The following is a 12,631-nucleotide window of genomic DNA, read 5'->3' as shown; positions in this document are numbered from 1 at the left end:
CGCTCAGCCGGCGAGCGCGTCCTCGAACATCGGCCAGGAATCGTGCAGGTCGTCCTGCCAGTAGCCCCACGAGTGGGTGCCGCGCTCACGCAACTCGAAGTGGGCCGGGATGTCGAGCTGCTCGAGGGCCGTCTTCAGCCTCCGAGTGCAGTCTCCGGTCGCCACCTCGATGGCACCGCCCACGACCATCTGGTTGAGCAACACGAAGCCGGGCCCGTTGGGATTGGTGCCGTCGAGGGTGTCCGATGCCCCGGCCAGTCCGCTGCCGTTGGAGACGTACAGCGCTGTGCCTCGCAGCTTTTCGGCGTTGACCACCGCATCGTTGCGTACCCAGTCCTGATGGTCGTCCGGCCCCCACATGTTCGTCACGTTCGCGCCGAGCGCCATGGACACGACGGTCTTGACGTATGCCCGCCCCAACGGGTCGGTGGTCGACGCGCATCCACTGTAGGAACCGACGGCTCGATACAGCCCCTGGTGGTGAGCGGCGAGGTTCAGGACCGAGGTCGCAGCCATCGAGATACCGGCAATCGCGTTGCGGCCGTTGGTATCCAACAGATCGTCGACGAGCGGCGGCAGTTCGGCTGTGAGGAACGTTTCCCACTGATTGCGTCCGAGCCTCGGATCGTCGTGCTGCCAGTCCGTGTAGTAGGAGTAGGCCCCGCCGACGGGAGTCACCACGTTGACGTTCTTGTCGGCGAAGAACGACACGACGTCGGTCTGGGTGTACCAGTCCATTCCGTCGAGTCCGCCGCCCGCGCCGTTGAGCAGGTACAGAGTGGGGCTCGGAGTCGTCCGATCAGGAGATCGCAGGATCTTGAGTGGGATCGTTCGGTTCATCGCGGCGGAGTGGACGAACGCCGTCATGGCGGTGTCGTCGGCCACCTCGGTGCGCACCACGTACGACTCCGTCGGACCCGCCACCGAGTCGGCCGGGGCCGCGGAGGCGTGTGGGTGCGCTACTGCCGCGACGCATGCCACCACGCACAGGACGACGACTCTGCGCAGCGCACGCGATCGGCGACACCGCTCCCCACCACCGATTCGACCTACCGAATCCCCCTGGCCGTTCATAGTCGTGCTCACTATCGTCGTCGAACAATTGCTGGTTCAAAAACTTTCTACACCAAAACGAACCGAAAGTAGGTAGAAATGACGAATAGCGTGTGAAACGACCAAAAGTTAGTTCGTGCGAATTACCTGTGCATCCACTCCGCAACGAGGTCGGCGACCGCCGTGGGGTTACGGATCCAACCGTTGTGCCCGAGTGGCTCGTCGACGTGCACCGAGGTGACATCGGCACGGGCGAGCTTGCGTACGAGGTTGTCCATCGAGCCGCGAGGCGCGAGGTCGTCGCCCTCGATGGTCACCGCAAGCACCGGCAGCGTCAGACGGCCCATCCGTTCCTCGTAGTCCATGTCGGCCCCAGCAGGCTCGATCGAGCCACTGCGCGCGAACCGGGACCAATCGTCGATCAGAACCCGCGACTGCCGACCGAATCCGCCGATGCCGATGCGATCCCCCGGCCAGAACCCGGCGATGTTGCTGGTGATCGCCATCGCCGCCGCGCCCACGTACAGCGGTACACCGCGAGTCGTACCGAAACCGCGGTGATACGGCGAGCCCGACGCCACCAGGATCAATCCGCCGAGCCTGCCCCTGATGCGCGCGGCGTACATCGAGCCGAGCTGCCCACCCATGCTGTGCCCGAGCAAGTACGGCGTCGCCTCCGGGAACTGCTCGCGAACCACCTCGAAGATCGCCGGTAAGTCGACCGACACCAGCTCCTGATACCCGTACCGACTCGCCGAACTCGGCTTGGGCACACTGTCTCCCTGGCCGCGCAGGTCGCCGATCGCGGCGTGGAAGCCGCGCGCGACGAGCGCCTCGGCGAACAGTCGGTAGTAACCACCGGGAATGCCGAGGCCGGGAAGAACGACGATCACGGGTGCATCGTCGCGGCCTTCACCGGGGAACAGTGAGACCGGCACCGTCGAACCGTCGGGCATCTGAATCGGAACCGTCTGCATCGGGCAACCCTATGCCGAGGACTCACCGGCCCGCCCCGACGCCCCTGGGAATCGGACCGCTACCGAATCATCGAGTCTTGCAGGACTTCTCGACCGATCGAACTACTTCGAACCACGAAAGCCGGGCCCGACGTCGCGTCGAGCCCGGCTGATGGTCGTGGGTCAGATGGGCAGACCGGGGACCTCGATGGTGCCCGAGCCGCTACCTTCCGAGCTACCCAGTGCGAGCAGCTGAAGCAAGATCGCGAGCAATTCCATGAATTCTCCTTGAAGAGAGTGGGATTCGATGCCGAACCGGCATCACGAATACCGCGCCGATGTCGCGGGTGGACCTTGCTGGAGGCTCCGACCGGGTGCGCACGAAACCGAGGCCGACGGTACGGAACCGAGGTACGTCAGTCCGAAGAGGAACTGATACCGGAGAACAGCTGGAGGAGGATCGCGAAAAGGTCACCGAGTTCAGCGGACATGGAACTGCTCCTTCATCGAGGGGGGGTTTGCAGATCTTCTATGACTTGTGTCACGCGATGATCTCTGCAAGAAGATTTCTACCTCAGAAGGTCACGCTCTGTACACGGAAATGACAGTAAAAGTCGAAAATCTTGGTGCTATATCACAAAACGGTGACGGTGCCGAGACGTCGCGGCCGCCCCCGACTGCGACCGCGACGCGCTACGGAATATTAAGCGGCGCTACCCGACGTCAGCACGCCGACGATCTGATCGACGATCGCGTCGACGATGCCGTCGTAGACGCCCGAAGCGATGTCGGAAATGAACTGTGCTGCTGAACCCATGAGAACTCCTGATGCTCGGGTGTACGTACAGCCGTAGGTAATACGACCTCCCTCGTTCTTACCGCACGCTAAGGTTCGGCGCAGCACCCGGTATCAAGTCGAGACCCCGGAAAGATGGTGCCGCAACGGTTCACCGGAAATCTCACCGGTTATGCCGTGAAAACTATTCGCCGATCACGTCTTTCGCGCGGCCCACGAGCAACGGGTCTGTTTCCCCGACTATCTCGGGATCCTTGTTGGCATAGTCGAACTTGTTGAGCACAAAACGCATCGCGTTGATGCGGGCGCGCTTCTTGTCGTTGCTCTTGACGACCGTCCACGGTGCGAGATCGGTATCGGTGGCGCGAAAATTCTCTTCCTTCGCCGCGGTGTACGCATCCCACTTGTCCAGCGAGGCGAGGTCCATGGGCGAGAGCTTCCACTGCCGCACCGGGTCGACCTGCCGTATTGCGAAACGGGTGCGCTGCTCGTGCTGCGACACCGAGAACCAGAACTTGGTCAGACTGATGCCGTCGTCCACGAGCATCTGCTCGAACAGCGGTGCCTGGCGAACGAAGTGGGCGTGCTGCTCGTCGGTGCAGAAACCCATGACCCGCTCGACGCCCGCACGGTTGTACCAGGACCGGTCGAACAGGACGATCTCCCCGGCCGCGGGCAGGTGTGCGATGTAACGCTGGAAGTACCACTCGGTCGACTCGCGCGCCGACGGCTTCTCCAGCGCAACCACACGCGCACCGCGCGGGTTGAGGTGTTCCATGAATCGCTTGATCGTGCCGCCCTTACCGGCGGCATCTCGGCCCTCGAAGACGATGACGTGCCGTCGCCCGGTCTCCTTGGTCCACATCTGCAACTTCAGGAGTTCGATCTGCAGCAGACGCTTCTCGAGCTCGTACTCGGCGCGCGTCATGCGCTCGTCGTACGGGTAGTTCTCGCGCCAGGTGTCGACGACGTGGCCGTCGGGGACGGTCAGCAGTATCGGATCGTCGTCATCGGAGTCGTCGACGGCGAAGCCCGAGGTGTCGGCAAGATCTACCGCCTTGGTGATGTCGAGCAAGTCGCTCAGGTTCGTGCGTGGAGCCTCACCGTTGCGCAGATCATTGTCGGTCATGTGCCGAAAGTTAGTGCTCATCGGTGACCGACCGATGGCGATTCGGTGAACACCCGATGCATCCGGTTTCAGCGCCCCCGATACCGCTCCGCAAGGGGGACGGAACGGAATCGGCGGCGTCGATTACCGACCGTAGCCACCGAGGAACAACCAGGTCCAGCGCTCGAGTCAGAAAAGTCCAGGACCTTGGTACGGCACCGATCGATCGGCGAACGGTCCAATTCGATCGATACCGGCCCCCGATCGAACAGCAGCCGGCTTCACGCCGCTGCCTTCCGACAGATCTCTTCGGACATCTCTCCCGTCGAGCACAGGTAGGCGAGTTGCGCGTCCGCTGCTGTGGTCCCCTCGTCCAGGACGGGTGGAACCGGGTATCCGGATGCGGCGCACAGATCCGGATCTGCATCGCCGAGTGAACACAGGTACTCGAGTTGGGCCGAGGCGTTCGAGGTGCCGGAGTCAGCAGGCGGCGTGGGATATCCGGACCGCCCGCACAACGCGAGGTCGGCTTCTCCGGTCGAGCAGAGGTACCTCAGCTGAGCCTCGGCTACCGACGATGCATTGTCCGCGGACGCCGGATAGGGGTATCGCGACTGCTCGCACAGCGATCGGTCGGCTTCACCCGTCGAGCAGAGGTACCGCAGCTGAGCGTCGGCACTGTTGTTCGGTCCCTCCGGCTGCGTGGTCGGTATCGCAGAGGCGCTGCTCCCGTCGGCACTGCCGGTGCGCTCGGGTGGCGGCGCCACCGAGCTTGCCGTCGTCGACGAAGCCGGCTGAGTGGTCGACGACGCGGCGGTGGCCGAACGGGACGAGGATTCGTCGGCACTGTTCGAGCTACACGCACCGAGCGCCACGGTGGCGAACGCGAGCGCGGTCACGGCGAGGAGTTTCATTGCGAGGCCCTGCTTTCTGTCGAGGGCCGGGTGACCGACCGGTTCGGTGATGCGACGGGCTCCATCTCTCGGTTGCCCGAATCTAGGAGTTGACAACGGTTTCGACGCACCCGGGCGTGAGACTCGACGCGAAGGCCCCGGACATGAATTCCTGCACGGGGGAGCCGGCGAAACGAGTCCGTGTTCCGTCTCTGGTGAGGTCGGCGGCCGACAACTGTCCGGGTATCGACAGGTGACTGGCGGGGCTTGCCGACCCGTCCTTCCGGTAGGCCAGAAGATGCAGAGTGGACACCGGCCCGGAGGCGTCGCAGTAGTACGGCGACAAGTCGTCGAACAGCGCCGAACTCATGCAGTCCGATGCCGGCGGAACAACGGACACGCTTGCGTCCTCTGCCGGCACGCAGTGAATGATCGAGTCGTCCATGCCTTGGCCGATCAAGATCGGGACGGGCTTTCCCTCGGACATGGGCACTTCGGGGTACGGGCTGGTTCCACGCGGACCGGGCATGTTCCAAGTGATCCAATCGCACCAGGCACCGATGCCTTCGTCGGGCGGCGCGGCACAGGCCGCGTCGAGCCCACCGGGAAAGTACTCACCGACCGTGTACGGGTCGGGAAGATTCCAGATCGACTGCACGAGCATCTGATTCGTTCGCGCATCCCGGTACGGAGCGGTCGCTGCCTGTACCTTCTTCGATTCGGTTTCCAGGCACAACGACGTGATCGTCCGGACGCTCTGCTGCCCCTGAGCGGTGAGAATGGCGTCGGGAGCGATCGCACCGGTCCCGGGGAACGCCGGAAGTGCGGCGTCCGAAGACATCGGCACAGATGTCGCGAAGTTCGACCACGACCCGAAGATGTAGGAGAACAGCGCCGGTCCGATCTGCAGTTCGAGCGCGGGTATCGGCAGGCCGACAACTTCGATCGTCTTGTGCATCTCCCAGTCCGCCAGGCCTCGGGCATCGGAACCGGGCGCCGCGACGAAAGTGGAGGCCGGAGCCAACCCGACGACGCCGGCAAGTTCGATCGTCGGAGTCGGCTTCGACGGCGAGGTGCTGGAGTAGTACGTGTCGGCCATCTGCCCGGCCCACAGCGCGGCATGACCACCCTGCGAATGGCCCCAGGTCACCATCTCGTACGTGTCGATCTTCTCCGAGTCCGCGTGCTGCTCCTCGACCAGTTGGGCAAGTGCGCGTACCGAATCGAGGACATTTGCCGCCGCGACCCGGCCGACGACATACGTGTCGTTCGGTTGATAGTCCGTTGCGGCAACCGACCATCCTTGATCGAGCGCGTACTGCAGTGCGCCGTTGTCGGGCGTTCCTTCGTACTCGCCGAGTTCGTTCCCGATCCCTACCGCGCCGATTCCGCCCGGCATCGGTCCCCAGAACAGTTTCTCGGGGTTGCTCGATGGAAGGCACCGCTGATCCAAGCCGACCGTTCCGTGCGACCAGGCCAGAATGTCGGCCTTTCCATCGACTATCCGGGGACCGGATTCGGGAATCGCCGCCATGCCGCACACCAACTGCAGATCGGTCTCGTCGACGCCCATCGACACGTAGAGAATTCGCCATACTGTTGCCCGTACCGGAAACCCTTCGGCTTGTTTGCCGACGGGATTCAACGGCTCGGATTTGATCAGATCGCCGGTTCCGGCACCCTCGGGCACTTGCGAACCGACACCCATCGGACCACTGCATATCGAGGTGTCCTGCGACACGGGCTGTTCCGGCGTCGACGGCTCATCCGAGTGGCGACCGCACGCCGCGAGCACCAAGACGAGTGTCAACAGCATCGAAGTGGTAGAAGATGCCTTGCCCAGGCGACGGCGCATGGCGCACAGCGTAAGTCAGGTACGGCTACGGGCGCAGGGATTCGCAGATCGAGGTCCGTGGAACACCTCGGAACGCAAACGGATCCGTTTGTCGGGGTAGATATGGGTGAAATCCCCGATGCGCCGAAAGGCGTTGATGACGCAGACTTTTCACCATGACATTCGAGAGCGGTTCCCCCAGAGAATTCACCCGGTCCAGTTCGCAGAAGATGATCGGAGGTGTATGCGGCGGCGTTGCCGAATATTTCGGCTGGGACGTCAACATCGTCCGCCTCGCCACCGTTGCCGGCACGGTCCTGACCGGCGGCACCGTCGTGCTGATCTACCTCGCGGGGTTGATGTTGATGCCGCTCCGGGCGTGACCCGGCGACGGACACAGAAAAGGCCCCGCCGCCTCTGATCAGAGACGCGGGGCCGATCTGTACCGAATTTAGCTGGAGCCGAAGCTACCGGTGCTGTCTCCGAATAGTCCCTCGAGCAAGCCGTCGAGCAGTCCGCCGGTGATGAGGTCGCCGAGGCCGCCTTCCTCGCCGCCACCGAGGATGGGCAGGAGATCGGTGATGAGGTCCAAGAACATGGGTAAAGGCCTTTCGAGAAACGTCGAGGGGGGGTCTGACGGGTGATGTAAGAGCGTCAGAAACATATCGTCGGCAACTCGGTACAGTCCATCGTTTCGGACAAAAAGGACCCACCGACTGTTTCGGGCCCCGAAACGCGACGCAGACTCAGCCCTCGGCCTTCCCGGTGATCAACCAACCACAGGGTGCGGCGAGCGCGTCCGCCTCGGCGGGTCCCATCGAACCAGGCTCGTAGCTCTTCACCTCGGGCGGGTTGCTCAGCAAGGGAGCCGCGACATCCCACACGTGCGCCAGACCGTCCGGCCTGGTGAACAACGATCGGTCTCCGCTGAGCACATCGAGGATCAGGCGCGCGTAGGGGCTGAGCGGCTCCGCGTCAGGCACCGACTTCAGCGGCAACGCCAGATGGCCGACCGACAGATCGAAATCCGGGCCCGGCTCCTTGACCGTCATGGCGATGTCGATGCTGCCGTCTCCGGACAGATCGAAGGACAGCACCGCCCCGTCCTCGGGCAGCTCGGTGAGCGGACTGTCGGCGGGCTTGCGGAACACCAACGACACCCGCTGCGCTCCGACACCCAGCATCTTTCCGGTGCGCAGCAGGAACGGCACTCCACGCCAGCGGTCGGTGTCGACCCACAGCTTGGCCGCCACGAACGTGTCGACCTCGGAATTGTCGTCGACTCCCTCGACGTCGCGGTAACCGTCGTACTGACCGAGAACCACCTCGTCGGTGTCCAACGCCCGGAACTGCCCGATCACCGTCTCCCGAGCCGATTGCAGATCCTCCGCCTTCAGTGACGCCGGCGGTTCCATCGCCACCTCGGCCGCGACCTGGAACAGGTGCGTGACGAGCATGTCCAGCACGGCACCGGTCTCGTCGTAGAACTCGGCGCGGTCGTCGATGTCGAGGGTCTCGGGGACGTCGATCTGCACCTGTGCAACGTGCTCGGAGTTCCAGATGCCGCTGATCATGCCGTTCGCGAACCGCAGCACGTGCAGATTCTGGGTCGCTTCCTTGCCCAGGAAGTGGTCGATTCGATAGACCTGCTCTTCCTCGACGACCTCGTGAACGGCTTTGTCGAGTTCCTCGAAATTGCTCTGAGAGGTGCCGAAGGGCTTTTCGTAGACCACCCGGGAACCCTCGGCGAGATCGTGTGCACCCAGGGCCTTCGTGTAATCGACGAAGGTGCTCGGCGGCAGAGCGATGTAGTGCACCAGCTGGGCATCGTCGCCGATGTCCTTCTTCACCTCGGCGACGACCTCGGGCAACTTACCGGGATCATCGACGGTGAAGCCGTTGCCCGCGAAGCGGATTCGCTCGGAGAATTCGGACCAATCGCCGTCGTCCACGTTCTCGGCGAACTCGTCGAGGACGCTGCGGACGTGATCGCGGAACTCGTCGTCGGAGGTGTCCTTGCGGCCGTTGCCGATCAGGACCCATTTCTCGGGCAGCAGGCCCTCGATATGGAGTTGGTAGAACGACGGCAGGACCATTCGCTTCGCGAGGTCTCCGGTCGCGCCGAACAGGACGAATACAGTGGGTTGCGAGGACGCCATGACCTCCACTATGCACCGACCCGGGCCGAGCATCGCTACAGTCGGTGTGATGACCAGATCACGGTTTCACGGTGAGATCTACGGGGTAGGTACGACGTCCGGTGTGCGGATCGTCGTCGGACATTGGACGCGCTCGCCGCTCGGGGAATTCACCGACGTCATGGTCCAGTTCGCGGACGGACAGCGCCTGCTGATCGCCCCCAACGAGGGCGTACGCGAATTCGTCACCGCCACATACACATTCGACTCCACCGAACTGGTCCCGGTGACCTTCGCAGCGGAGCCGAATGGATGGCGATCGGTACGGGCCGGTGACCTGTCGATCAGGATCCGCGTCGCCGGGCCGACCGTGCTCGGTCGCGCATTGAGCCTCGTCCCCGACGCGGTGTCGACGGCACCGTGGTTCTGCGCGATCAGCGACCCCATCGCCCGAGTCGTACTGCGCGGAGTGCGCACCCGCGGCAGCGCAGGCGGGGGCCGGCGCGAGTATTACGGTGCCAGGCACCAACATCGCGTCACCGACGTCTCCGCGTCGTGGCAGGGCGAGGACCTCGGATCGCTCACCCCGGTCACTCCCCCGGTGACATTCGGATTCGGCAGCACCCCTGCGGCACCGTCGGTCACCTCCATCACCACGACGATCGACAGTTAGAAAGCCACCCGAGGGACGAAGGTCCCTCGACGTCGGGACGTAAAGGGCTGCTGCGACAGCAGCGCAGCGGCCAGGGTGGTGACGTGACCCTCACTGCACCACCCCGCCCCTCGTCCGACACCCACCCCGCTCTGTCTCCCGCTGCCGAGGCCGTCGTCCGAGCCACTGCCGGTGTGGTCGCGGAACACTCCGAAACGATCAGCGCCCGCTTCTACGAGTCGATGCTCGGCGAACGCCCCGAGCTGTGGCGTCTGTTCAATCGCGCGAATCAGGAAACCGGAGAGCAGAGTCGGGCACTGGCCGCGTCGGTGGTCGGCTACGCCGTGCAACTGATCGACCCGGACGCACCGTCGTTCGAGCCGGTGTTGCGCCGCATCGCCGGCAAGCACATCACCCTCGGCATCACCCCGGAGCAGTACACCCTCGTCGGCCGACACCTGCTAGGTGCCGTGGCCGACATCCTCGGCGCTGCCGTCACTCCCGCCGTCGCCGCCGCGTGGGACGAGGTCTACTGGCTGTTCGCCACGCAGCTCATCGCCACCGAAGCGCGCCTCTACGCAGCGGCAGACATCGACCCCCACAATCCGCTGCGCCCGTATCGCGTGATGCGGCGCACGCAGGAAAGCCCCGGCACGGTCTCGCTCGTCCTCGAACCCGCGGACGGCGCTCCCCTTCCCGCACTCGCGGCCGGCCAGTACGTCACGGTGTTCGTCGACCTCGCCGACGGCACCCGGCAGCCGCGTCAGTACAGCGTCTCGTCCATCGCCTCCGACACCCGCCTGCAGATCACGGTGGCACAGGTACGCAACGGTCCGCCCGGGCAGGTCTCGACTCACCTCCAGGAGGCCGTCGACGTCGGCGACATTCTCGAAGTGAGCGGTCCTGCAGGTGATTTCGGAGTACCTACCGGCGAAGGACCGCTGCTGATCGCCACGGCCGGTGCCGGAATCACCACCGTGCTGCCGCTCGTCGAGCATCTCGCTCGAACCCAGCCCGGCCGCAAGCTGATACTGGCCCACGCGGACCGCAGCCGCGCCGACCACGCATTGCGACAGGCGATCGCCACTGCGGCCGAAGCACTCGACGACGTCGTCGATCACGCCTGGTACGAGACCGTCGACGCGGACGATTCGACGTCGTTCACCGGATTGATGAATTTCGACCGGATCGCCTTCACCGCGGACACCCACGTGCTCAGCTGCGGACCGTTGCCGTTCCTGCGCGCCGTCCGGCTCGCGGCCCTTCAGCGCGGCGTACCGCCGGAGCGCATCTCCTACGAGGTGTTCGGGCCGGACCTGTGGTCTCCCGTCACCGTGACCGAATGAAGAAGGTTCCGCTCGACGCACTCGTCGGCACGCAGATCGCGGCAGCCACCGCCGCCTCGTCGCGTCGGGCGGCGGTGGCGGTGTACGGGGGCCACGACCACGCTCTCCGACAAACACTGATCGCGCTCGCTGCCGGTGCCGAACTGTCCGAGCACAACAACCCAGGAGAGGCCACCGTGCATGTCCTGTCCGGTCGGGTCGAATTGGTCAGCGGCAGCAATGTGTGGTGCGGAATGTCCGGCGATTTCTTGATCGTCCCCGAAGCACCGCACTCCTTGCGAGCCATGACCGACGCAGCCGTGCTGTTGACGACGGTGGTCGCGTCGGCCTAGACCACCGAAGCGCCGGATGCTCTCAGCTCGTCGAGGGCCGCGGCGGAGGTCTCGGGGGCAACCCCGGCGACGAGGTCGGTGAGCACGCGGACGTCGAATTTCTCGGCGACGGCATCCTTGGCCGAGGCCAGCACGCAGTAGTCGGTCGCAAGCCCGACGACGTCGATGTCGGTGACCTCGTTGGCGGCGAGTATCTCGGCCAGGGGTGTCCCGTCCTCGGTGACGCCCTCGAACGCCGAGTACGACGGCTTGCCCTGGCCCTTGTAGACGTGCACGTCCACCGACCCGGTCGCGTAATCGGGGTGGTATTCGGCACCGACCGTGCCTGCCACGCAATGCACCGGCCACGTGGTGACGAAATCCGGTGCGGCATCGGTGGCGAAATGCCCGCCGTTGTCGCCCTCCGCGTCGTGCCAATCCCGCGAGGACACCACGAGGTCGTAGTCGTCGCCCCGGCGCGCCAGGTACGCGCTGATCCTGCGCGCGACCTCCGCCCCGCCGGCCACCGCCAGCGCGCCGCCCTCGGTGAAATCGTTCTGCACATCCACAACCAACAGCGCACGAGTCATGGATCCCAGTATCCTCGACGGGTGCGCGTGTCTTCTCTGCTGACCTACCCAGTCAAGGGATGCGCAGGTGCGGAGTTGGATTCTGCCCACGTGAGCGCTACCGGCCTCGAGCACGATCGCGCATTCATGATCGTCGACGCCGACGGCGCATTTCGCAGTCAACGTAGCGACCCCGGCCTCGCGGTCGTTCGATGCTCGGTGACGGACGGGTCGCTGACGCTCGACCACGCATCGATCGGTTCGGTGACCGTGGCCATCGATCGCGATTCCGAGTCGCGTGACATCACCATGTTCCGCGCGCCGATGCGGGGCATCGATCAGGGCGACGAGGTCGCGGGCTGGCTGACCGAGGTGATCGGAGAACCGTCGAGGCTCGTCGCCGCGCCGCGCGACCTCGGCCGGATCACCGACAAAATATCGCCCGGCTCAGCACAATTCGCCGACAGTGCGGCAGTCCACATCCTCTCGACCGCCACGCTAACCGGGCTCAATTCCCGACTCGACGCCGCATTGCCGATGAATCGATTTCGTCCCAATATCGTCGTCGACGGCTGGGACGAACCGCATCGGGAAGACGAGGTGCGGGAAGTGACCATCGGATCCACGCGTCTCGCGTACACCAAGCTGGCGATCCGGTGCGCCGTCACCACCGTCGAGCAGACAACCGGTGAGCGCACCGGCCCCGAGCCGCTGCGCACCCTGGGTGACTACCGCCGCGGCCGACAGAAGGGCGTTGCCTTCGGGTCGAAATTCTCCGTGCTGCAGAACGGCACGGTGACCGTCGGCGACGAACTACATGTCGAGAGTTGGGGCGAGTCGGAGCTGTAGCTCGAACAGCACTGCCGCCGTTGTCCACTATTCGCCTCCGCACACGGTTTCCGGGCTGTTGCGAATTGGGCCTGGTTGATGTTGCTGCGTGTTGGTCTGTAGTGGGGTGTGGTCGGCTGGGAGAAT

At 64.6% G+C, this 12,631-nt stretch carries 13 protein-coding genes; 5 read left to right on the top strand and 8 right to left on the bottom strand.

Features of this window, described 5'->3' with window-relative positions:
- Positions 1-3: 3 nt before the first annotated feature.
- The 5 genes from R4P47_RS08245 to R4P47_RS08225 all read right to left on the bottom strand — a co-directional run bounded on the left by R4P47_RS08245 (position 4) and on the right by R4P47_RS08225 (position 6,514).
- Entirely contained in the window at positions 4-1,074 is a 1,071-nt protein-coding gene (locus tag R4P47_RS08245; protein WP_317784504.1) for an alpha/beta hydrolase family protein, read from the bottom strand.
- Positions 1,075-1,196: 122 nt separating this feature from the next.
- Positions 1,197-2,030 carry an alpha/beta fold hydrolase gene (locus R4P47_RS08240; RefSeq protein WP_094668700.1) on the bottom strand — a complete coding sequence of 278 codons (834 nt, stop codon included), beginning with the start codon at positions 2,028-2,030 and terminating at the stop codon, positions 1,197-1,199.
- A 959-nt stretch (positions 2,031-2,989) separates the two neighbouring features.
- Complete coding sequence (ppk2, locus tag R4P47_RS08235; RefSeq protein ID WP_283347786.1) at positions 2,990-3,934, bottom strand: polyphosphate kinase 2; 945 nt, start codon at positions 3,932-3,934, stop codon at positions 2,990-2,992.
- A 260-nt stretch (positions 3,935-4,194) separates the two neighbouring features.
- Positions 4,195-4,827: a hypothetical protein gene (locus R4P47_RS08230; RefSeq protein ID WP_317784503.1), complete on the bottom strand. Its 633-nt coding sequence runs from the start codon at positions 4,825-4,827 to the stop codon at positions 4,195-4,197.
- 82 nt (positions 4,828-4,909) lie between these two features.
- Positions 4,910-6,514 (bottom strand): lipase family protein, encoded by a 1,605-nt coding sequence (locus tag R4P47_RS08225; RefSeq protein ID WP_317784502.1) that lies wholly within the window; start codon positions 6,512-6,514, stop codon positions 4,910-4,912.
- A gap of 302 nt (positions 6,515-6,816) precedes the next feature.
- Between R4P47_RS08225 and R4P47_RS08220 the strand changes: the two genes are divergently transcribed.
- Complete coding sequence (locus R4P47_RS08220; RefSeq protein WP_269595093.1) at positions 6,817-7,023, top strand: PspC domain-containing protein; 207 nt, start codon at positions 6,817-6,819, stop codon at positions 7,021-7,023.
- Positions 7,024-7,091: 68 nt separating this feature from the next.
- On the opposite strand, the gene R4P47_RS08215 is transcribed toward R4P47_RS08220, so the two are convergent.
- Together R4P47_RS08215 and R4P47_RS08210 are read right to left on the bottom strand one after the other, a co-directional pair.
- The gene (locus R4P47_RS08215; protein WP_317784501.1) at positions 7,092-7,238 is read right to left on the bottom strand and encodes a hypothetical protein; all 147 of its coding nucleotides are present in this window, start codon (positions 7,236-7,238) and stop codon (positions 7,092-7,094) included.
- A 148-nt stretch (positions 7,239-7,386) separates the two neighbouring features.
- On the bottom strand, positions 7,387-8,799 hold the full coding sequence (locus tag R4P47_RS08210; RefSeq protein ID WP_317784500.1) for a glucose-6-phosphate dehydrogenase (NADP(+)): 1,413 nt from the start codon (positions 8,797-8,799) through the stop codon (positions 7,387-7,389).
- A 49-nt stretch (positions 8,800-8,848) separates the two neighbouring features.
- Between R4P47_RS08210 and R4P47_RS08205 the strand changes: the two genes are divergently transcribed.
- From R4P47_RS08205 to R4P47_RS08195, 3 genes are all read left to right on the top strand, one after another.
- The gene (locus R4P47_RS08205; protein WP_317548347.1) at positions 8,849-9,451 is read left to right on the top strand and encodes a hypothetical protein; all 603 of its coding nucleotides are present in this window, start codon (positions 8,849-8,851) and stop codon (positions 9,449-9,451) included.
- A gap of 83 nt (positions 9,452-9,534) precedes the next feature.
- Positions 9,535-10,776: a globin domain-containing protein gene (locus tag R4P47_RS08200; RefSeq protein WP_188078698.1), complete on the top strand. Its 1,242-nt coding sequence runs from the start codon at positions 9,535-9,537 to the stop codon at positions 10,774-10,776.
- Positions 10,773-11,108 carry a cupin domain-containing protein gene (locus R4P47_RS08195; protein WP_149406597.1) on the top strand — a complete coding sequence of 112 codons (336 nt, stop codon included), beginning with the start codon at positions 10,773-10,775 and terminating at the stop codon, positions 11,106-11,108. The genes R4P47_RS08200 and R4P47_RS08195 overlap by 4 nt, the downstream gene beginning before the upstream one ends.
- Here the strand turns inward: R4P47_RS08195 and R4P47_RS08190 are convergent.
- On the bottom strand, positions 11,105-11,677 hold the full coding sequence (locus R4P47_RS08190) for an isochorismatase family protein (protein WP_317784499.1): 573 nt from the start codon (positions 11,675-11,677) through the stop codon (positions 11,105-11,107). The genes R4P47_RS08195 and R4P47_RS08190 overlap by 4 nt on opposite strands.
- Positions 11,678-11,698: 21 nt before the next feature.
- Between R4P47_RS08190 and R4P47_RS08185 the strand changes: the two genes are divergently transcribed.
- A complete protein-coding gene (locus R4P47_RS08185; protein WP_317784498.1) occupies positions 11,699-12,505 on the top strand; it encodes an MOSC domain-containing protein in 807 nt (268 codons plus the stop codon).
- Positions 12,506-12,631: the final 126 nt, after the last annotated feature.

The organism is Rhodococcus sp. IEGM 1370 (genome assembly GCF_033142325.1).
Classification (GTDB): domain Bacteria; phylum Actinomycetota; class Actinomycetes; order Mycobacteriales; family Mycobacteriaceae; genus Rhodococcoides.
Note: the sequence above shows the minus strand (reverse complement) of the source record. Positions and strands in the feature narration are given on the sequence as shown.